The following is a 21,227-nucleotide window of genomic DNA, read 5'->3' on the forward strand; positions in this document are numbered from 1 at the left end:
CCAGTATTTAATTAATGTCGGACTTTTTATGGAAACCGTCAGCAATAACGGTACTGTCAATATTCTCTCTATCCACCACAATCGGCGTTAACAACCAGGCCGGAACCTCTTTGCTACCGTTATTCAAGCTGGCGTTGGATTTCGGTTGTTCACCCTTACCCAACTGCACGGCGATTTCCGCCGCCTCATCGGCCAACTTGCTGATTGGCTTATAGATTGTCATGGTCTGAGTGCCGGCGACGATGCGTTTTACCGCCGCCAGATCGGCATCCTGACCAGAGATAGCGACCTTTCCCGCCAGCCCTTGCGCGGCCAACGCCTGAATAGCGCCCCCGGCAGTCGCGTCGTTCGAAGCCACCACAGCATCTATCTTGTTATTGTTGGCGGTCAAAGCGTTTTCCATAATTTTCAACGCATTTTCCGGCAGCCAACCGTCGACCCACTGATCGCCCACCACCTTGATATTTCCACTGTCGATCTGCGTTTGCAGGACTTTCATCTGTCCCTGACGGAACAGCTTGGCGTTGTTATCTACCGGAGAGCCACCCATCAAAAAATAGTTGCCCTGCGGCACCCGCTGCACCAGGTTCTGTGCCTGAAATTCGCCAACCTTTTCATTGTCAAAGGAGATATAGAAATCAATATCGGCATTATTGATCAGGCGATCGTAAGCCAATACCTTAATACCCTCTCGTTTGGCCTCACTGATGACATTACCCAACACTTGTCCGTTATAAGGGATGATTACCAACACATCGACACCGCGGTTGATCATGTTCTCAATTTGTGCCATCTGGGTTTCTTCATTGCCGTTAGCCGACTGAACGAATACGTCCGCCCCCATCGACTTAGCCTTCTTGACGAAAATATCGCGATCTTTCTGCCAGCGCTCCAGGCGCAGGTCATCAATAGCCATACCGATTTTGATTTCTTTGCTCAGCGCAGGTTGGTTGGCCAGCGCCAGCAACGCGCAGGCCGAAAGGAACAGAGATTTGAATTTCATCTTAATACCTCTTTTATTTAATGTATTGGGTAATAATTGAAACGAGCCGTTGACTCAGCTTAGGGCGGATTGTTATCGCTTATTTACGCCTCGGCAATTACTGATTCTTACCTACGAATTATGATTTTTGGTTTAATGTTACTTTTATGATGGCGCTCATGTTTTTCTTGTAAAAAAATCAGCAGAAGAAATAAAAATCGAAGACGCTCTCTATTTTGAGACCTGACGCACATTTAATAATTCTGTGAATTTAAGTGTGAAATAACGTAATTGAGCCACAGGGAACGAACGCCGAAGATGAATGTATCCCGTAACCCGGGCGTCGCTATCCAGGAGTCGATAATGCAATCCTACTTTGATCAACTTGACCAAGTCCGCTACGAAGGCGTCGACAGCAACAATCCGCTGGCCTTTCGCCATTACAATCCCGACGAGCTGGTGCTCGGCAAACGCATGGCCGATCATCTGCGCTTCGCCGCCTGCTACTGGCACACCTTCTGCTGGAATGGTGCGGACATGTTCGGCCTGGGCGCTTTCGATCGCCCCTGGCAGCAGCCGGGCGATGCGCTGGCGCTGGTGAAACGCAAAGCCGACGTGGCGTTCGAGTTCTTCCACAAGCTGAACGTGCCCTACTACTGCTTCCATGACGTCGACGTTGCGCCGGAAGGCGCTTCGCTACAGGACTATTTGAATAACTTTGCGGCAATGACCGACGTGCTGGCAGAAAAACAGCAAAGCAGCGGCGTGAAACTGCTGTGGGGCACCGCCAACTGCTTCAGCCACCCGCGCTATGGTGCAGGCGCCGCCACCAATCCGGATCCGGAAGTGTTTGCCTGGGCGGCGACGCAGGTCTTCACCGCCATGAACGCCACCCACCAGCTGGGAGGGGAGAACTACGTGCTGTGGGGTGGACGTGAAGGCTATGAAACCTTGCTGAACACCGATCTGCGCCAGGAGCGCGAACAGATCGGCCGTTTTATGCAGATGGTGGTGGAGCATAAGCATAAGATTGGTTTCCAGGGCACATTGCTGATCGAACCCAAGCCCCAGGAGCCTACCAAGCACCAATACGACTACGACGTCGCCACGGTCTACGGCTTCCTGAAGCAGTTCGGGCTGGAAAAGGAAATTAAGGTCAACATCGAAGCCAACCACGCCACGCTGGCCGGCCACTCGTTCCATCATGAGATCGCCACCGCCATCACGCTGGGCATTTTCGGCTCGGTCGATGCCAACCGCGGCGATCCGCAGCTCGGCTGGGACACCGACCAATTCCCGAACAGCGTGGAGGAAAACGCGCTGGTGATGTTCGAGATCCTCAAAGCCGGTGGCTTCACGACCGGCGGCCTGAACTTCGACGCCAAAATGCGCCGCCAAAGCACCGACAAATACGATCTGTTCTATGGTCATATCGGCGCGATGGATACGATGGCGCTGGCACTGAAAGTGGCGGCTAAAATGATCGTCGACGGTCAGCTGCACCAGCAGGTTGCCCAGCGCTACGCCGGCTGGAACGGTGAGTTGGGCCAACAAATCTTGCAGGGCAAGCTGTCGTTGGAAACGCTGGCGCAGTACGCTGAACACCGCGCCTTAGCGCCACAACACGTCAGCGGCCGCCAGGAGCGTCTGGAAAACCTGATGAATCGCTATCTGTTCGGCTAACTGAAGCGCGCGGCGTGCCCTCGCCGCGCTTTAAAGGAACCCTATCATGTACATCGGCATCGATCTCGGCACTTCCGGCGTTAAAGCCATCCTGCTTGGCGAACAGGGCCAGCTGCTCGCCAGCCAGAGTGAGCCGCTGCCCATTTCACGCCCGCAACCGCTGTGGTCGGAACAGGCGCCACAGGCGTGGTGGCACGCCACCGACCGCGCCATGCTGGCGTTGGGCAAGCAACACAGCCTGCAACAGGTCAAGGCCATCGGCTTGAGCGGCCAGATGCACGGCGCCACGTTATTGGACGAACGCGGGCAGATCCTGCGCCCGGCCATTCTGTGGAACGACGGCCGTAGTTTCTCCCAGTGCCGGGAGCTGGAACAAGCCGTGCCCCATTCACGCCAGATCACCGGCAACCTGATGATGCCCGGCTTTACCGCACCGAAGCTGCTATGGGTGAAACAACACGAACCGCAGCTGTTCAGCCGCATCAACAAAGTGCTGTTGCCCAAGGATTATCTGCGTTGGTGTCTCACCGGCGAGTTCGCCAGCGACATGTCCGATGCGGCCGGCACCCTGTGGCTGGACGTCGCGCGACGCGACTGGAACGACGATCTGCTGGCCGCCTGCGGCCTGAGCCGCAGCCAGATGCCGCAGCTGTTTGAAGGCAACCAGATCACCGGTCAAATCCATACCGAGCTGGCAACACGCTGGGGAATGCCGCCGGTGCCGGTGGTGGCCGGCGGCGGTGACAACGCGGCCGGCGCCATTGGCGTTGGGTTGTATCAGGCCGGGCAGGCGATGCTGTCGCTCGGCACCTCCGGCGTGTACTTCGCGGTCAGCAACGGCTTTCTCAGCAATCCGGCCGGAGCGGTACACAGCTTCTGCCATGCGCTGCCGAAAAGTTGGCATCTGATGTCGGTCACGCTCAGCGCCGCCTCCTGCCTCGACTGGGTCTGCCAACTGACCAACGTCGACAGCGTCGCCACGCTGTTGCACAACGTCGAACAGGCCGAACCGGCGGCGGCGCCCCTGTGGTTCCTGCCTTATCTGTCCGGCGAACGCACACCGCATAATAACCCCAACGCCAAAGGCGCGTTCTGGGGACTCACTCACCAACACGGGCCAAACGATCTGGCGCGCGCGGTGCTGGAAGGCGTTGGCTTCGCGCTCGCCGACGGCATGGATGCGCTGCACGCCGGCGGTTTGCAACCTACCACCATTCGGCTGATCGGCGGTGGCGCACGCAGCCCGTTCTGGCGCCAGATGTTGGCGGACATCAGCGGCTACAGGCTGGAATACCGTACCGGCGGCGATGTCGGCCCGGCGCTGGGTGCCGCGCGCCTGGCGCAGATCGCACTCAATCCACAGCGGCCGCTGGCCGAGCTGCTGCCAGAACTGCCGCTAGAGCAGTTGCATGTACCGGACGCCGAACGCCACCGGCAATACACCGTACAACGCAGCACTTTCCGCGAGCTGTGCCGCTGCCTGCTGCCGTTGATGTGATGGGATCATTACCAAATCGAATAGTCACCAGTGGCAAATGTCGCTGCCAACCGGCCGGTTCCTCTCCTAAATTGAGGGATGTTTTCACCCCTCACCTCTGGATTAAGGAACCGAACGTGGAAAACCCTCAACAACCGGGCCGCAGAGCCTTCCTCAGCCAAACCGGCAAACTTACCACCGCCTGCGCGGTGATCGGCCTGACGGGCGGTATGGCGCAGGCCGCGTCACCGGGCGGCGAGCCGTGCGCACCGGCACCGATGCCCCTGACCGATCGCCACTACTGCCTGAGTGAGGTGCGGCTGGAAGACGGTTTTGAATACGACGGCGAAACGGTGATTGGCACCCGCACCGCGCTGTACACACTGGAGATCAAAGACGGCAAGATCGCCGCCATTCACGCCGCCAACGCCTCCCTGCCCGCCGGCGTGCCCCGCTATCAGGCGCAGGGCCAGCTGCTGCTGCCGGCGTTCCGCGACATGCACATCCACCTGGACAAAACCTTCTACAGCGGCCCGTGGCAGGCGCCGCGCCCGCGCCAGGGCAAAACCATCATGGACATGATCGCGCTGGAGCAGACGCTGATCCCGACACTGCTGCCCACCTCGCAGCAGCGGGCGGAAAACCTGATCGCCCTGCTGCAGTCCAAAGGCAGCACCGTGGCGCGCAGCCACTGCAATATCGATCCGGTCAGCGGCCTGAAAAGCCTGGAGCACCTGCAGCGCGCGCTGGAAAACCACCGGGCGGACTTCAGCTGTGAAATCGTCGCCTTCCCGCAGCACGGCCTGCTGCACTCCAGGGTCGATGCGCTGATGCGCGAAGCGATGCAGATGGGCGTGCAGTACGTCGGCGGGCTCGATCCGACCAACGTCGACGGCGCGATGGAGAAATCGCTGGACGCCATGTTCCAGATCGCCTTGGATACCGGCAAAGGCGTGGATATCCACCTGCATGAGACCAGCCCGGCCGGGGTCGCCGCCATTAACTACATGATCGCCACCGTGGAGCAAAACCCGGCGCTGCGCGGCAAGGTCACCATCAGCCACGCTTTCGCCCTGACCACGCTGACGCCGGGCGAACTGACGGAAACCGCCACCCGTCTGGCGGCGCAGCAGATCACCATCGCCTCCACGGTGCCGATCGGCGGCCTGATGATGCCGCTGCCGCAGCTCAGCGAGAAAGGGGTGTTCGTGATGACCGGCACCGACAGCGTGATCGACCACTGGTCGCCGTTCGGCACCGGCGACATTCTGGAGAAGGCGAATCTGTACGCCCAGCTGTACCGCGGCTCCGACGAGTATCACCTGTCGCGCGCCATGGCCATCGCCACCGGCGGCGTGCTGCCGCTGGACGATAAGGGGCAGCGCGCCTGGCCGAAAGCCGGCGACGCCGCCGAGTTCGTGCTGGTCAACGCCAGCTGTTCTGCCGAGGCGGTCGCCCGCCTGCCGGCGCGCAGCGCCACCTTCCATCAGGGGCGTCTGGTGGCCGGCCAGGTGAGCAAAGCCTAAGGTCGGTCCGCTGTTGTCATCATGATGGCCGTTTTTGGCCTTCTGCCAGAGTAAGGCGCGGCGCAAGATGGTCGCTACACACACGGGTGGAGGGCCGAAAATGTCACAGAGCGCGTTATTGATCATCGATGTCCAGCAATCATTCCAGCACCGTCCATTCTGGCAGGAGGACGATCTGCCGGCGTTTCAACAGGCGCTGACCCGCCTGATCGCGGGCTGCCGACTGGTCGGTGCCGCAGATAGCGGAAGAAAAAGCGCACGCCAGCAGCCGCCCCCTGGCGCGGCTGTTTCGCAGCCACGTCGGCATCAGCGTGCGGGAATATCATGAGCAGCTGCGGTTGGCGGTGGCACAACAGCGCCTGCAGCAAGGACATGGGTTGGAGAAGGCCGCGCTGGCGGCCGGTTTTTCTTCCGGGCGGCAGCTGTGCCGCGCCCAGCAGCGCCAGCGCTCGCCGCTATGACACCAGCCGGCGGGTATCCAGCCGCTGCAGGCCGACAGACAGCAGCAGGCTGAGCCCCAGCGCCACGCCGAACACCCAGAAGATATCCAGCAGCGGGTGGCCAGTGAAATCCAGGTGCCGGCTGCGCATCCCGTTGACGATCAGGGCGTGAAAACCGTAGATCGCCAGCGAATGGCGGGAGAACACGCTCAGCCAGCCGATCGGCTGCGGCAAACAGTGTTTCACCCACAGCAGCAGCGCCACCGCCGCCATAAACACCAGCGGGCCGCTGTAGAGGTAGTAGGTATCGGCGAAGTTGCCGTTGATGAACAACTGGTGCTTGGTGCCGCGCGCGATCAGCGCCACGCACAGCGCAAATCCCAGCGCCGCCAGCCAGCCCACGGCGCGCCCGCCCGCCTCCATCATGCCAATCGCCCGCCCGGCCAGCGCATACAGCAGGTAGTAGAAGGTATCGCCGTAGATATACAGGTTAACCGGCAGCAGGTGCACGTTGCCAAAGGTCAGCTTGTCGGTATTCGGGTTGGCGATCACCGCCAACACCACCAGCGCGGCGGCCAGGTAACGGCGCGACACCGGCTTGACGCTGATCAGCGGCGACAGCAGGTAAATCACCGCAATGGCATAGAAAAACCACAGATGATAGAACACCGGCTTTTGCAAGATGGTGCGCAGCGACGGCCAGAAGCCGATCTTGGTAAAGGCCGCGATATAGATCAGCGCGATGGCGCTGTAGAACAGAATGCAGCGGGCGATACGGGTGAAATGCCGCCGGCCGGCGCTCTTGTCGCCGAAAAACAGGTAGCCGGAAATCATGAAAAACAGCGGCACCGCCACGCGCGACAGCGAGTTCAGCACGTTGGCGATATCCCAGTTGTGCAGCCCTATCGCCGCGCCGTTGGTGACGTAATAGGTGCTGGCGTGGATCATCACCACCATCATGCACGCCATCGCCCGCAGGTTGTCTATCCAGCCGATTTTCTCGCTCAAACGCTCGCCCGATCTTGTGTCATATTGATAGGTTAAGAAGAGGTTATCGGGCACGGCGTTCGGCGACAACCCAAAAGCGAAATATCAGAATGCACTTAAACAACACCTTATTATTGCGAAGGTGAACAATTGGCGGCAAAATAGCCGCCACAACTCGCTCAGTTTGCGCTTCCCGCCCTGGCAGTTCCTTTTTCTCTTTTACTATCAGTACAATAATATGAAAACGACATTACCACCTGCGGCACGTTTGGGCCGACAGGCGCTTTTATTCCCTCTTTGTCTGGTGCTGTTCGAGTTCGCCACCTATATCGGCAACGATATGATCCAGCCGGGCATGCTGGCCGTCGTGGCGGATTTCAACGCCGGCGAAGAGTGGGTGCCCACCTCGATGACCGCCTATCTGGCCGGCGGCATCTTCCTGCAGTGGCTGCTCGGGCCGCTGTCGGATCGCCGCGGCCGCCGCCCGGTGATGCTGGCCGGGGTGGCGTTCTTTATCGTCGCCTGCCTGGCGATCCTGCTGGTCACCACCATCGAACAGTTCATCGCCATGCGTTTCCTGCAGGGCATCGGCCTGTGCTTTATCGGCGCCGTCGGCTACGCCACCATCCAGGAGTCGTTTGAAGAATCGGTATGCATCAAGATCACCGCGCTGATGGCCAACGTGGCGCTGATCGCCCCACTGCTCGGGCCGCTGGCCGGCGCGGCGTTGATCCACGTCGCGCCGTGGCAGAGCATGTTCGTGCTGTTCGCCGCGCTGGCGGCCATCGCCTTCTACGGCCTGTGGAAAGCGATGCCGGAAACCGCCACGCTGCAGGGCGAGGCGTTTTCCGCCGCCAACCTGTGGCGCGACTACCGCCAGGTGTTGGGCAACCGCCGCTTCCTGTGCGGCGCGCTGGCGATCGGTTTCGCCAGCCTGCCGCTGCTGGCCTGGATAGCCCAGTCGCCGGTGATCCTGATCAGCGGTGAGTCGCTGTCGACGCTGGATTACGGCCTGCTGCAAATCCCGGTGTTCGGCGCGCTGATCCTCGGCAACCTGACGCTGGCGCGCCTGACCGGCAAAAACAGCGTGGAGCGCCTGATCAAGCTGGGCGCAGGCCCGATGCTGCTGGGGCTGCTGATCGCCGCGCTGGCAACCCAGTTCTCCAGCCACGCCTACCTGTGGATGACCGCCGGCCTGAGCCTGTACGCCTTCGGCATTGGCCTCGCCAACGCCGGGCTGTACCGCCTGACGCTGTTCTCCAGCAACGTCAGCAAGGGCACGGTGTCGGCCACCATGGGCATGCTGAGCATGATGGTGTTCACCGTCGGCATCGAGCTGGCCAAGGTCGCCTACGTCTGGGGCGGCAGCGGGCTGTTCAACCTGTTCAACCTCATCAGCGGCCTGTGCTGGCTGACGCTGGTGGCGCTGTTTATCGGCAAACGCCGCAACGGCGATCCCACGCCGCAGCCGAACGGCGCAGCTTAAACACCACGATAAACGCCGGTCCGGTTTCCCGACCGGCGTTTTTTATGCGGCTTCAGCCGAGCAGCCCCCACAGCGCATACCCCGCTCCCACCACCGCCACCCCCAACAGCAGCGACGCCGACAGGACAGAGATCGCCCGCCGCGCGCGCTGCAGCGCCGTTCCCGACAGCAGCGTGATATAGGCCAGCAAGATGGCGAAGTCCGCCAGCACCCACAGCGCGGTCAGCAGCGTCAGGCTGGCGCCGATCGAGGGGGTGACGGCGATGAACTGCGGGAAAAAGGCGACGAAGAAGACAATGTCTTTGGGGTTGGCGATGCCCACCAGAAAACCGCTCAGGATCGCCGAGCGTTTTTGCGGCGGCGCAACGGGCTGCGCATCGGGGGTTCGCGCGGAAAAATCCTCATACAGAGAGACGATCGCCATACGGCCGATAAACAGGCAACCCAGCAGGCCTACCCACTGCAGCATGCGCATATCCACGGCGAACAGCCCGGTGATAATCAGCGCGGCGATGCCGATCAGTAACAAGGAGGCCCCGTTGCTGCCCAGCGCGGTCAACAGCGCACGCCGGGCGCCAAAGCGCGCTGCGGTGTTGGCCACCATCACCACCACCGGCCCCGGCGTGGCGATCAGCAACAAAATGGCGGCGAAATACGCCGCCAGTAACGACAGGTTCATCTTTATTTCACTCACATTCAGGCGGTTGGCTTGGCACCATTATCATGCCGCCGCCCCCGCCTTGAAAAAGGAGTAATCCTGTCGTTTACTGTGAATCAGACTCATTATTAGAGACGCCGCGATGGCCAGTTCCCTTCCGCCGCTTTACGCCCTGCGCGCCTTCGAAAGCGCCGCCCGCACCGGCTCGTTCACGCTGGCCGCCGAGGAGCTGCATCTCACCCCGAGCGCCGTCAGCAAGCACATCAAAACGCTGGAGCAGTACTTCGGCTGCCGGCTGTTCCAGCGCAACGGCCCGCGTATCGAGGTCACGCCGCAGGGGAAAATCTTCGCCGCCGAGTTGCAGCAAGGGTTTGGCCGCATCGAGCAAGCTTGCGAGCTGTTCAGAAGCCACCGCGATCTGCTGCGGCTGAAGGCGCCCTCCACCCTGACCCTGCGCTGGCTGCTGGACTGCCTGAGCCGGTTCCGGCAAACGGCGCAGGCGTTCGACGTGCAGGCAGCCAGCGTCTGGATGGACATCGACAGCGTGGATTTTTTCAGCGAACCCTACGACTGCGCCATCCTGCTCGGCAACGGCCATTTCGGCGCCAATACCGCCGCCGCCAAGCTGTTCGACGAATGGCTAATCCCGATTTGCGCCCCCGCGCTGCTCGCCGACGGGCAGCGCGATCTCGCCGCCTGCCCGCTGATCCACCCTTCGCCCGATCGGCGCGACTGGCGGCGCTGGCTGCAAAAAAGCGGCATCGCGGCCCCGCTCAATCTTGCACGCGGCCAGGTATTTGATTCGCTGGAACAGGGCAATGCGGCGGCTATCGCCGGGCACGGCATCTCGATCGGCGATCTGGCGCTGAGCCTGCGAACCATCGAGGAGGGGTTATTGGCGCTGCCTTGTGACGCCGCCGTGCGCACCGGCGACGGTTATTATCTGGTTTGGCCGGCGGAGTCGGCGAAGCGGCCGCTAATCGAACGCTTACAGGCGTTTCTCACCGCCCAGACGCCCGACGTGAGCCAGGCCGCCGTCAGATTTATCGGGTAGGGGAATTCGGCCTATCGCTCTTCGCGGGTATGCCAAATACGCAGAACATAAATCGTTGCCGGCTGCACCTGGTAACGTATCTCATAACGGCCGACCAGAATACGCCTCACTTCCTGCGGTAAAAACTCATCCAGTCTTTCCCCCAGGCGAGGATTATCGAGCAACGCTTTAGGCGCGGCGACCAAGGCCTTCACCGAATTCGCTGCCGCAGTGCGGTTAGCCAAGGCAAGAAACTCAAACAAACGCGCCAAATCCGATAGCGCCTTACTCGTCCATTTTAACTCCATCAGCGCGGTACCGACAGCGGCTCGTCACTGTCCAGGCTGGCAGCCCAGGCTTCTACCGACTCATGATCGATAACGTTTTGCTGTTCGACATCGGCCAGCGCCGCCAGCGTTAATCGACGGCGCTCTTCCTCTTGCTCAAGCCAGGCGGCGAGGGCTTGCTTCACTATCCATCCCCGTGAACGTTCAAGTTTGGCGGCCATTTCATCCACCTTTTCAGCCAAAGGCAGCGGCACATGAGCGGTGATGACTTTCGTATTCATCGTCTTGCTCCTCAGTATAATCAACATCAATCAAAGTGATTAAAGCTGATTATACCGCCATCAGAGAACAAAAAACACGCAATCAGTTGCCGAACAACCCGCCGTCGCGCAGCAGATGCTCGTTGCCCTTGCGGCGGGTAAAGCCGCTGCGATCGAAGAACTCCAGCACCTGGATCGCTAGCTTGCGCCCGACGCCGAGCCGATCGCGGAAGTCGGCGGCGTTGGCGCCGCCCCGCTCCGCATCCAGCTCGCGGATCAGCGCAGCGAACTGCTCGATGCGTCGGCTGAGGTAATAGCGATCCACCACCACCGCCGTCACATGGCCCAGCTGGGCCGCCTTGCGCAGCAGCACCCGCACCCGGCTCTCTTCCTCGCCCAACTCGCTCGCCAGATCGCGCACCCACCACGGCTCGTCGCCAAACAGCGGTTCGATGCGCGCCCACAACGGCGCCTCTTCGGCGCTGAATGCCAGACCGTGTTCCGGCAGATGCAGCCAGCCGCGCGTATTGCGCAGCACGCCAGCCTTCAGCAGCCGATCGATCATCATAAACACCAACGCTTCCGGCTGCTGAGGCAGGGCCATGCGCCGCAGGCGGGCGCGCCCTAACCCCAGCTGATCGGCGTGCTGTTGGTGGTACTCCGCCAACACCTGCAGCAGCCGGCTCTCCGCCTGTTGCACCTGATCCTGCTCCAGCGCCCGGTCACCGACGATCAGCAGATCGCGGTTCGCCAGCAGTGCCGCCAGGCCGTCGTCGGTCAACTGACGCGCCCAGGCGAACGCCGCCAGCGACAGCGCGCCCTGCGGCAGCTCAAGCGCCAGAGCCTGCGCATCGTCTTGCGCCTGCGCCAGAGCCTGCAGCCATGCCAGATAGTCCGGCTGGCGCTTGCCGCGCTTTGGCGCGCTCAGCCTGAGCACCCAGGCCGCGCCCAGCGTTTGCCGTGCGCCGATATCGCGCAGCACCAGCCGATCGTTCTCCGCCAGCCACAGCGGGCGATCGAGGATCAGTTCCGCCAGCCCGTCGTTCAGCAGCGAAATGCGCCCGGTGATGTGGCTGGCGGCATGGTGCAAATGCAGCGGCTGCCAATGGCGGATCGGCCGATCCGCTTCCAGCGCCACCAGAATGCGTTCCGCCGCCTCCGGTGGACGCTGCGCCAGCAGCCAGTCGCCGCGCGCGATCCGCTCTTTATCGGCATCGCCGCTGATGTTCAACGCGATGCGTTGCCCGGCCTGCGCCTGCTCCACGGTCTGATTTTGGGCATGCAGGCCACGTACCCGCACCGGCGCGTCGGCGCCGGTCAGCCACAGCGAATCCCCCACCTGCACCCGGCCGCCGAGCGCGGTGCCGGTCACCACCAGCCCCGCCCCTTTGACGCTGAACGCACGGTCTACCGCCAGGCGAAAACGGCGCGTCAGCGCGTGCTCGCCGGAGGGCAGCGCCAGCAAATGCGCGCGCAGCGCTTCGATGCCTTCCCCCGCCGCCGCCGCGGTAACAAACAGCGGCGCATCGGGCCAGCCCTGGCGCGCCAGTTCGTCGCGCACCTGGCGGCGTACCTCGTCGACACGCGCCGCCTCCACCCGGTCGGCCTTGGTCAGCGCCACCGTCAGCGCCGGGCGCCCGCTCAGGCGCAAGATCGCCAGATGCTCGCGGGTCTGCGCCATCACGCCGTCGTCGCAGGCCACCACCAGCAACGCATGGTCGATGCCGCCGACGCCCGCCAGCATATTGGCGAGGAATTTCTCGTGGCCGGGCACGTCGATAAAGCCCAGCACCCGGCCGTCCGGCTGCGGCCAGTAGGCGTAGCCCAGATCGATGGTCATGCCGCGGCGCTTCTCTTCCGGCAGGCGATCCGCGTTGATCCCGGAGATCGCCTGCAGTAGGGTGGTTTTGCCATGATCGACATGGCCGGCGGTGGCGATGATCATGAGGCGCTCAACGCGTCGATCAGCGCCCCCTCCTGTTCCAGGCAGCGCAGATCCAGCCACAGCCGGCCGTCGCCGAGGCGGCCGATCACCGGCTGCGGCAGGCGGCGCCAGCGCTCGGCCAGCGCCTCCAGCGTGGCGCCGCGGCCGTCGCGCGGCGTGAAGGTCAGCGCATAGCTGGGCAGGCGATCCACCGGCAGCGAACCGCTGCCAATCTGCGACCAGCACGGTTCGGCGCGCAGGTCAAAATCGGCGATGAACCGTGGCATCAGCGCCGCCAGCAGCCGCTCGGCCGCCTGTTGCATCTCCTGCTGCGGGCGGGTCAGCAGCCGCAGCGTCGGCAGCTGCTCAGCCAGTTTTTCCGGCTGCAGATAGAGCCGCAGCGTGGCCTCCAGGGCCGCCAGCGTCAGCTTGCCGACGCGCAGCGCGCGTTTGAGCGGATGCTGCTGCAGGCGGGCGATCAGCGCCTTTTTGCCGACGATGATGCCGGCCTGCGGGCCGCCCAGCAGCTTATCGCCGGAGAAGGTCACCAGATCGACGCCGGCGGCCAGCAGCCGCTGCGGCATCGGTTCGGCGGGCAGGCCGTACTGCGCCATGTCGATCAGCGAACCGCTGCCCAGATCGGTGGCGGTCGGCACGCCCTGTTCGGCCCCGAGTTGCGCCAGTTCGGCCTCGTCGACCGCCGCGGTAAAGCCCTGAATGCTGTAGTTGCTGGTGTGCACCTTCATCAACAGGCCGGTCTGCTCGTTGATGGCGTGGCGGTAATCCTTCAGATGGGTGCGGTTGGTGGTGCCGACCTCCACCAGTTGGCAGCCCGCCTGGCGCATCACGTCGGGTATGCGGAACGCGCCGCCGATCTCCACCAGCTCGCCGCGCGACACCACCACCTCTTTGCCGGGGGCGATCGCCGCCAGCATCATCAGCACCGCCGCCGCGTTGTTATTGACGATGCAGGCGTCCTCCGCGCCGGTCAGCCGGCACAGCAGATCTGCCACCGCCCGATCGCGGTGGCCGCGCCCGGCACCGTCCAGATCGTACTCCAGCGTCACCGCCTCCCCCATCACCGCGCTTACCGCCTCCTTCACCGGCTGCGCCAGCAGGGCGCGCCCGAGGTTGGTGTGCAGCACGGTGCCGCTGAGGTTAAACACCGGCAGCAAAGCCGGGCGTTGTTGCCGGACCAGCTCCGCCCGCAGCGCCTGCGGCCAGTCGCCGCACCAGGCGGGTAAGCGCTGCTGTTGTTTGATCGCGTCACGCGCCTCGGCCTGCAGCCGGCGCAGCAGTTCGCCGATCAGCGTCTGGCCATGCTGCGCCACCAGCGGTTCAATCGCGGGTTCTCGCAGCAGGCGGTCGATGGCGGGCAGTTGGCTGTAAAGAAGGTGGGATTCAGTGCTCATGGTCGCTCGGTTTTCAGTTTAGACGTATCGGCATAGCAAAACCCCGCCGCGGCGGGGGAGAAAAAAGCTCAGGGTGGTGCAGTACGGGCGAAGCTTTCGCGAGCGAACAGGCGTTCGGCCAGCTTGACCAGCGCCGGGCGCTCGACGCACCAGTTGGGCAGGATGCGGCGGAAATTGAGGTAGCCCAGCGCGCAGCCGGTGGCGATATCCGCCAGCGTCAGCCGCTCGGCATTGAGCCACGTTTTTTCCCGCGCCAGCGCCTCCAGGGCGTCCAGCCCACGCGTCAGTTTGTCACGCTGGCGCAGCATCCAGTTTTCGTCCTGTTTTTCCGGCGCGCGCCGGCTTTCGCGGAACAGGGTCGCCGCCGCTTCGGTCACGCCGTCCGCCAGCGCCGCCACCTGGCGGACGCGCAACGCGGCGGCGCGATCGGCCGGCAAAAACGCCGGCTCCAGCGCCAGCAGCTCGAGGTATTCCGCCACCACCGGCGAGTCGTAGAACACCTCGCCGTCATCGGCGATCAACACCGGCACCTTGGCGAGCGGATTCAGCGCCTTCACCCGGCTGCCGGGTTCATACGGCGGATCGTTGACGAATTCGAACGCGATCCCCTTCTCCAGCAGCAGCACGGAAATCTTGCGCACAAAGGGACTGGTATAACTACCGATAAGCTTCATCCGTTCTCCTCCGCTTCATCCTGGCCGCGGCGTAATGCCCTTATTTCACCGCCAGGGTATCGATAATCCGCTGCACCAGCGCCTGATGTACTTCCGGCGTTTTGGCCGGCGACAGCATTTGCAGCGTCACCACCCGCTTGTTGAACACCGTCAATACCAGGGTAGACATCAGTTTTTGCCCGTTGACGATCTGTTCGGTATCCACCCGGCGAAACTTCTGTTTACCGACGCTGAAGTTCTCTTCTTTGGTAGTCTGGATATTCTGATAGCGCTCGGCCAGCACCGTGATGGCGCTCTGCGCCAGCTCTTTCAGCATTTTGTCGCTGGTGTTGAGCTTCATGTCGTCCGGCGGGATCACCTCGGAAGAGACCGCGCTCTGGCGCGACTTGCCGTCGAGGAAACGCTGAATGGTGGAGGTGCTGTCGTTGATGATGCCGCTGTTTTGCGTCTGATCGCTAAAGCCCGGCGGCAGCTCGAAGGTAATGTTGCCCTTCAGCAGCGACACGCTCAGCCCCGGCGGCGCGGGCGGGGTTTCTACCGGCGCAGGCGGCGGCGGTGGCGCGGGCTGCGTCACGGTCGGCTTGGTGTCCGGTGGCGGCACTGCCGGTTTGCTGTCGTCTTTGTTGTCGCAGGCCGCCAGTCCGATCGCCAGCACGGCGACCGCGGTCAGTTTTACCAGGGTGTTTAACATCGTGGTTCCTTTCGCTTGGCGCGTCATGGCCTAAACGTAGCAACTCGTCCGGGCGAATGCCAGAAGCCCGTTCTGAAATTGCTGGTCCGGCCCCGCGCGAACGGGGCCGGGCGGTTACTCCGCCGGGAACAGGAACGGATTGATGCTGCTGCGGCCGAAGCCTTCTTCTTCCATGCGGGCGTCCAGCACCAGCGAAGCCAGATCGTCGGCCACCGCTTCGACCTGCGGGTCTTTTTCCTGATAGAGGATCTTCAGGTAAGTGCCGCAGTCGCCGCAGCTCTCCGCCTTCACCGCCGCCTGCTCGCTGTCCAGCGACCAGTAGTTGAGATCGCGGGTCTGCTCGCAGTTGCTGCACTTCACCCGCACCACGTGCCATTCGCTTTCGCACAAGTTGCAGTGCAGGTAGCGCAGGCCGTTGACGGTGCCGATGTGCACCATGCTGGAGACCGGGATGCTGCCGCACACCGGGCAAAACTGGCGCTGCTCGCCGTATTCGGCGCGCGCCTTGCCGGGGATCAGGCTGGCCATCTGCGCCCAATAGAGCGACAGCGCGGCCCAGAGGAACGGCGCCTTCTCGCTGCCCACCTTGCCGAACTCGCGGTTGAGCAAGGCGTCGGCCATCAGCTCCAGCTCGTGCGCCGAGGCTTTCTCCAGGTTGTCCAGCACCGCCAGGATATGCTCCGGCGCCTGCGGGCGCAGCTCGGCGATCAGCGACGTCAGCAGCTTGCGCCAGTGCTCGCTGCGCGGAAACACGCTCAGATCGAGCGGCGGTTTGCCACTGGCGGCGCCCTGCGCCAGCGCTTCGCTCAGATCGAGCGCCAGCGGGTTATCGTGCAGCGCATGCTGCTGCGCCTGCGCCAGCTCGGCGGCGAAGTTCAGGTAGTCGCCCAGCGGGTTGTCGACCGCCAGCTGACGCAGACGATCGGCGCGGCGGCTGTACAGGCTTTTCAGGTTGGCGAAAAGTAACGGCGGGATGTTCTCCGCCGTTGTGGACTTCTCACGCTGTGCCCCTAACTGCTCTTTAGGAACGATGCGGATACTCATCAGGGTTTATCTTCCTGTCGTTTCTCGCGGACCTCACGGTACCAGCGCGGATGATGTTTCTTGGCCCAGGCCGCCGGCACCCAGCCTTCCACCATCGCGGTAATGGTGCCTTTTACCCACAATGCGGCGTAAATGTGCACCATAATCACGATAATCAGGCCGACCGCGGCCAGCGAATGCACCAGCAGCGCGATGCGGATCAGCGGAATGGAGAACGACGGCGCAAAATACGGCCGCCAGATCACCACGCCGCTGGCCAGCAGCAGCACCAGGCTGATAATCGCCGCCCAGAACACGCACTTCTGGCCGAAATTATAGCGCCCGGTGTCACCCACTTCCTCGTTCATGGCGATTTTGTGGATGTTCTTGGCCCAGACGATATCTTCCCGGTTGATCAGGTTATGCTTCCAGTAGCGCAGGAACATCAGCAGGAACGCGGCAAACATGATCACCCCGACAAACGGGTGCAGAATGCGCGCCAGCTGCGGCGTCCCGAAGATGTTCATCAGCCAGTTGAAGGAGGGGAAGAAGAACCCCAGCCCGCTGATGGCGGCGAACACAAAGCAGAACGCCACGATCCAGTGGTTGATGCGCTCCGGTGCGCTGTAACGCTGAATGGGCTTTTCCTTTCTCATTTGCGCGTCTCCTCGTCATGCGACTCGTCGAGCTCGTCCTCATCATCGACGCGGTTAGGCCCGACGCCGACATAGTGGAACACGCTGGCCGCGAAGGTGGCGGCAAAGCCGATGGCCGCCAGGGGTTTCCACACGCCCTTCCAGAAGGTCACCGCCGGGCTGATGCTCGGGTTGTCCGGCAAACCGTGGTACAGCTGCGGTTTGTCGGCGTGGTGCAGCACGTACATCACGTGCGTGCCGCCCACCCCCGCCGGATCGTACAGACCGGCGTTCTGGTAACCGCGGGTGTTCAGCTCGCTGACGCGATCCGCCGCCACCTGCTTCATCGCTTCCTTGGTGCCGAAGTGAATGGCGCCGGTCGGGCAGGTTTTCACGCAGGCCGGTTCCTGGCCGACGTCCACGCGGTCGACGCACAGGGTGCACTTGTACACCCGGTTGTCGTCCTTGTTCATGCGCGGTACGTCGAACGGGCAGCCGGCGATGCAATAGCCGCAGCCGATGCAGTGCTCGGACTGGAAGTCGACGATGCCGTTGGCGTACTGAATGATCGCGCCCTCCGACGGGCAGGCCTTCAGGCAGCCCGGATCGGCGCAGTGCATGCAGCCATCCTTGCGGATCAGCCATTCCAGCTTGCCGTTTTCTTCCACCTCGGAGAAGCGCATCACCGTCCACGACTTGGCGGTCAGATCGGCGGGGTTATCGTACACCCCGACGTTGTGCCCCACTTCATCGCGGATGTCGTTCCATTCGGAACAGGCCACCTGACAGGCCTTGCAGCCGATACAGGTAGTGACATCGATCAGTTTGGCCACTTCTTCCTGGTGGTCACGGGCGCGCGGCGCCGGCGTGAAACCATTGGTGGCGGATTTACGAATGATGTCTTGAGATTGCATGGCCATAATTCGTCTCCGTTACACCTTTTCCACGTTGACCAGGAACGCCTTGAACTCCGGCGTTTGCGTATTGGCGTCGCCGACGAACGGCGTCAGCGTGTTGGCGATAAAGCCTTTCTTCGCCACCCCTTCGTAACCCCAGTGGATCGGGATACCGATGGTGTCGACTTCCTGGCCGTGCACCTGCAGCGTGCGAATACGCTTGGTCACCACCGCCTTGGCCTTGATGTAGCCGCGGTTGGAGCTGACCTTCACGGTGTCGCCCTGCTTGATGCCTTTCTTCTCCGCCAGCTTCTCGCCGATCTCCACAAACTGCTCCGGCTGCGCGATGGCGTTCAGCCGCGCGTGCTTGGTCCAGTAGTGGAAATGCTCGGTCAGACGATAGGTGGTGCCGACGTAAGGGAACTTGTCGGATTTGCCCATCGCCGCCAGATCGTCCTTGAACACGCGCGCCGCCGGGTTGGACACCACGTTCGGGTGCAGCGGGTTGGTGCCGAGCGGCGTTTCGAACGGCTCGTAGTGTTCAGGGAACGGCCCTTCCGCCATCTTGTCGGTGGCGAACAGGCGGCCCATGCCCTCCGGCTGCATGATGAACGGCCCGACGTCGCTGCCCGGCGCGGCGGTGCTGTAGTCCGGGATATCGGCCCCGACCCACTTGGCGCCGTCCCACTCCAGCAGCTGGCGTTTCGGATCCCACGGTTTACCCTGCGGGTCCGCCGAGGCGCGGTTGTACAGGATGCGGCGGTTGAGCGGCCATGCCCAGGCCCAGCCCAGCGTATTGCCGAGGCCGGACGGATCGGCGTTGTCGCGCCGCGCCATCTGGTTGCCGGCCGGCGTCCAGCTGCCGGCGAAGATCCAGCAGCCGCTGGCGGTGGTGCCGTCGTCGCGCAGCTGCGCGAACGAGCTGAGCAGCTCGCCTTTTTTCACCAGCACTTTGCCGTCGGCATCCAGCAGATCCGCCAGCGCCTTGCCGTTATTCTCCTGCGCCACCTCTTCCGGCGACGGGTTGTCCGGCGTCAGGTAGTCCCAGCGCATGTTCAGCACCTGTTCCGGCACCGCACCGCCGTCGCGCGCATACATCTCGCGCAGGCGGCTGAAGATGCCCGCCAGGATCTCGCCGTCGTTCAGCGCTTCGCCCGGGGCGTCCGCGCCTTTCCAGTGCCACTGCAGCCAGCGGCCGGAGTTGACGATCGAGCCGTTCTCTTCGGCGAAGCAGGTAGACGGCAGGCGGAACACTTCGGTCTGGATCTGCGAAGGATCCACCTCATTGAACTCGCCGTGGTTCTGCCAGAAGTTGGAGGTCTCGGTGTTCAACGGATCGATGGTCACCAGGAACTTCAGCTTGGACAGCGAAGCCACTACCTTGTTTTTATTCGGGAACGACGCCACCGGGTTAAAGCCCTGGCAGAAGTAGCCGTTGACCTTGCCCTGCGCCATCATCTCGAAGTACTGCAGCACGTCGTAGCCTTTGTCCCACTTCGGCAACCAGTCAAAGCCCCAGCCGTTGTCCTTCTGCGCCTTGTCGCCGTAGAAGGTCTTCATCATGCTGACGAAGAATTTCGGGTAGTTGCCCCAGTAGTTCACCTGGCCCGGCAGCAGCGCCTTCGGCGTGTTGGCCTTCAGGTAGGTCTCGAGATCGGTCTGTTTCTCCGACGGCAGCGTCATGTAGCCCGGCAGGCTCTGCGACAACAGGCCGAGATCGGTCAGCCCCTGGATGTTGGAGTGGCCGCGCAGCGCGTTGACGCCGCCGCCCGCCATGCCCATGTTGCCGAGCAGCAGCTGGATCATCGCCATGGTACGGATGTTCTGCGCGCCGACCGAGTGCTGAGTCCAGCCCAGGGCGTACAGGAACGACGCGGTTTTATCCGCGACGCAGGTTTCGGCGATGTATTCGCACACCTTGAGGAAATCGTCCTTCGGCGTGCCGCAGATGTTGGTCACCACGTCAGGCGTGTAGCGGCTCACGTGCTGTTTCAGCAGGTTCCACACGCAGCGCGGATCCTGCAGCGTGACGTCGCGCTTGGCGAAGCCGTTCTCGTCGAACTGGTAGTTCCAGGTGGTTTTGTCGTACTTGCGGTTTTCCGCGTCGTAGCCGCTGAACAAGCCGTCTTCGAAGGCAAAGTCTTCCCGCACCAGCAGGCTGGCGTTGGTGTAGGCCTCGACGTATTCGCGGTTGAACTTGTTGTTGGTCATCAGATACAGCAACACGCCCGACAGGAAAGCGATGTCGGTCCCGGAGCGGATCGGCGTGTAGAAGTCCGCCACCGATGCGGTTCGGGTAAAGCGCGGATCGATCACGATCAGCTTGGCATTGTTGTGTATTTTGGCTTCCATCGCCCAGCGGAACCCCACCGGATGCGCTTCCGCCGCATTACCGCCCATGACGATAATCAAATTCGCGTTCTTGATATCAACCCAGTGGTTGGTCATCGCACCGCGACCAAATGTTGGAGCAAGACTTGCTACCGTTGGTCCGTGTCAGACACGCGCCTGGTTGTCTACGGCAAGCATGCCGAGAGCGCGACTAAATTTTTGCGACAGAAAACCGGTTTCGTTGCTGGCGGCCGAAGCGCACAGCATGCCGGTGGTCAGCCAACGGTTGACGGTAACGCCCTGGTCGTTGGTTTTGATGAAGTTGGCGTCGCGGTCTTCTTTCACCAGCTTGGCGATGCGGGTAAAGGCGTCGTCCCAGCTGATGCGTTGCCATTTGTCCGAACCCGGCGCCCGGTATTCCGGGTACTTGAGGCGGCTTTCGCTGTGGATGAAGTCAACCAGGCCGGCGCCTTTCGGGCAAAGCGCGCCGCGGTTTACCGGATGATCCGGATCCCCTTCGATATGGAAAATGCTTTCTTTGGCGTTTTTGGCGCCATCACCAAGGCTGTACATCAACAGCCCACAGCCGACGGAACAATACGTACAGGTATTACGGGTCTCGCGGGCGCGCAGCAGCTTGTACTGCCGGGTTTCCGCCAACGCCACTTCGGGGGCAAAGCCCAGCGCGGCCACCGTCGTTCCTGCCATACCGCCAGCGCAGATCTTAAAGAACTGCCTTCTGCTGACCTGCATGGGGGTCTCCTTTCACTCTCGATTGTCACATTGTTCAAAGGCGCCTGCCCCGCTAGCGCGGCGAACGCG

At 62.4% G+C, this 21,227-nt stretch carries 18 protein-coding genes and 2 pseudogenes; 7 read left to right on the forward strand and 13 right to left on the reverse strand.

The genetic code is table 11. From position 1 onward, the window contains the following. Window positions 1-7: 7 nt before the first annotated feature. The gene (xylF, locus tag M6G53_RS10110) at window positions 8-1,003 is read right to left on the reverse strand and encodes a D-xylose ABC transporter substrate-binding protein (RefSeq protein ID WP_253330981.1); all 996 of its coding nucleotides are present in this window, start codon (window positions 1,001-1,003) and stop codon (window positions 8-10) included. Between the two features lie 342 nt (window positions 1,004-1,345). Here xylF and xylA point away from each other — a divergent pair, with 342 nt between their 5' ends. The 5 genes and pseudogenes from xylA to M6G53_RS10135 all read left to right on the forward strand — a co-directional run. Then, complete coding sequence (gene xylA, locus M6G53_RS10115) at window positions 1,346-2,665, forward strand: xylose isomerase (RefSeq protein ID WP_253330983.1); 1,320 nt, start codon at window positions 1,346-1,348, stop codon at window positions 2,663-2,665. 46 nt (window positions 2,666-2,711) lie between these two features. Further along, a complete protein-coding gene (xylB, locus tag M6G53_RS10120) occupies window positions 2,712-4,163 on the forward strand; it encodes a xylulokinase (protein WP_253330985.1) in 1,452 nt (483 codons plus the stop codon). Window positions 4,164-4,279: 116 nt separating this feature from the next. Then, entirely contained in the window at window positions 4,280-5,668 is a 1,389-nt protein-coding gene (locus M6G53_RS10125; protein ID WP_253330987.1) for an amidohydrolase family protein, read from the forward strand. Between the two features lie 100 nt (window positions 5,669-5,768). Then, window positions 5,769-5,906 (forward strand): annotated as a pseudogene (locus M6G53_RS10130) (hydrolase); the annotation flags it as partial. Beyond that, a pseudogene (locus tag M6G53_RS10135) lies at window positions 5,887-6,129 on the forward strand (helix-turn-helix domain-containing protein); the annotation flags it as partial. The pseudogenes M6G53_RS10130 and M6G53_RS10135, both read left to right, overlap by 20 nt. Here M6G53_RS10135 and M6G53_RS10140 read toward each other — a convergent pair. Then, the gene (locus tag M6G53_RS10140; RefSeq protein WP_253330989.1) at window positions 6,124-7,116 is read right to left on the reverse strand and encodes an acyltransferase; all 993 of its coding nucleotides are present in this window, start codon (window positions 7,114-7,116) and stop codon (window positions 6,124-6,126) included. The pseudogene M6G53_RS10135 and the gene M6G53_RS10140 sit on opposite strands and share 6 nt — an antisense overlap. Before the next feature lie 217 nt (window positions 7,117-7,333). Here M6G53_RS10140 and M6G53_RS10145 point away from each other — a divergent pair, with 217 nt between their 5' ends. Continuing rightward, window positions 7,334-8,581, forward strand: coding sequence for an MFS transporter (locus tag M6G53_RS10145; RefSeq protein ID WP_253330993.1), 1,248 nt, complete (start codon window positions 7,334-7,336; stop codon window positions 8,579-8,581). Window positions 8,582-8,633: 52 nt separating this feature from the next. Here M6G53_RS10145 and M6G53_RS10150 read toward each other — a convergent pair whose 3' ends face one another. Next, complete coding sequence (locus tag M6G53_RS10150; protein WP_253330995.1) at window positions 8,634-9,260, reverse strand: LysE family translocator; 627 nt, start codon at window positions 9,258-9,260, stop codon at window positions 8,634-8,636. A gap of 121 nt (window positions 9,261-9,381) precedes the next feature. Between M6G53_RS10150 and M6G53_RS10155 the strand changes: the two genes are divergently transcribed. Beyond that, window positions 9,382-10,293 (forward strand): LysR family transcriptional regulator, encoded by a 912-nt coding sequence (locus M6G53_RS10155; protein ID WP_253330998.1) that lies wholly within the window; start codon window positions 9,382-9,384, stop codon window positions 10,291-10,293. 11 nt (window positions 10,294-10,304) lie between these two features. Here M6G53_RS10155 and M6G53_RS10160 read toward each other — a convergent pair whose 3' ends face one another. From M6G53_RS10160 to fdnG, 10 genes are all read right to left on the reverse strand, one after another. Continuing rightward, on the reverse strand, window positions 10,305-10,580 hold the full coding sequence (locus M6G53_RS10160) for a type II toxin-antitoxin system RelE/ParE family toxin (RefSeq protein ID WP_033636570.1): 276 nt from the start codon (window positions 10,578-10,580) through the stop codon (window positions 10,305-10,307). Beyond that, complete coding sequence (locus M6G53_RS10165) at window positions 10,580-10,840, reverse strand: CopG family ribbon-helix-helix protein (protein ID WP_253330999.1); 261 nt, start codon at window positions 10,838-10,840, stop codon at window positions 10,580-10,582. The genes M6G53_RS10160 and M6G53_RS10165 overlap by 1 nt, the downstream gene beginning before the upstream one ends. An 82-nt stretch (window positions 10,841-10,922) precedes the next feature. Further along, window positions 10,923-12,764: a selenocysteine-specific translation elongation factor gene (gene selB, locus M6G53_RS10170; protein WP_253331001.1), complete on the reverse strand. Its 1,842-nt coding sequence runs from the start codon at window positions 12,762-12,764 to the stop codon at window positions 10,923-10,925. Continuing rightward, on the reverse strand, window positions 12,761-14,155 hold the full coding sequence (selA, locus tag M6G53_RS10175) for an L-seryl-tRNA(Sec) selenium transferase (RefSeq protein ID WP_253331003.1): 1,395 nt from the start codon (window positions 14,153-14,155) through the stop codon (window positions 12,761-12,763). Before selA ends, selB begins: the two co-directional genes overlap by 4 nt. A gap of 68 nt (window positions 14,156-14,223) precedes the next feature. Continuing rightward, window positions 14,224-14,829 carry a glutathione S-transferase gene (locus tag M6G53_RS10180; protein ID WP_253331005.1) on the reverse strand — a complete coding sequence of 202 codons (606 nt, stop codon included), beginning with the start codon at window positions 14,827-14,829 and terminating at the stop codon, window positions 14,224-14,226. Window positions 14,830-14,869: 40 nt separating this feature from the next. Beyond that, window positions 14,870-15,520 (reverse strand): DcrB/PsbP domain-containing protein, encoded by a 651-nt coding sequence (locus tag M6G53_RS10185; protein ID WP_253331007.1) that lies wholly within the window; start codon window positions 15,518-15,520, stop codon window positions 14,870-14,872. Between the two features lie 114 nt (window positions 15,521-15,634). Next, window positions 15,635-16,564, reverse strand: a complete 930-nt coding sequence (fdhE, locus tag M6G53_RS10190) for a formate dehydrogenase accessory protein FdhE (protein WP_025304790.1) — start codon at window positions 16,562-16,564, stop codon at window positions 15,635-15,637. Then, complete coding sequence (fdoI, locus tag M6G53_RS10195; RefSeq protein ID WP_004934017.1) at window positions 16,564-17,199, reverse strand: formate dehydrogenase cytochrome b556 subunit; 636 nt, start codon at window positions 17,197-17,199, stop codon at window positions 16,564-16,566. Before fdoI ends, fdhE begins: the two co-directional genes overlap by 1 nt. Then, complete coding sequence (gene fdxH, locus M6G53_RS10200) at window positions 17,196-18,098, reverse strand: formate dehydrogenase subunit beta (protein WP_253331009.1); 903 nt, start codon at window positions 18,096-18,098, stop codon at window positions 17,196-17,198. The genes fdoI and fdxH overlap by 4 nt, the downstream gene beginning before the upstream one ends. A gap of 12 nt (window positions 18,099-18,110) precedes the next feature. Then, complete coding sequence (gene fdnG, locus M6G53_RS10205) at window positions 18,111-21,158, reverse strand: formate dehydrogenase-N subunit alpha (RefSeq protein WP_253331011.1); 3,048 nt, start codon at window positions 21,156-21,158, stop codon at window positions 18,111-18,113. Between the last annotated feature and the right edge of the window lie 69 nt (window positions 21,159-21,227).

Source organism: Serratia nevei, assembly GCF_024160145.1.
GTDB classification, from domain to species: domain Bacteria; phylum Pseudomonadota; class Gammaproteobacteria; order Enterobacterales; family Enterobacteriaceae; genus Serratia; species Serratia nevei_A.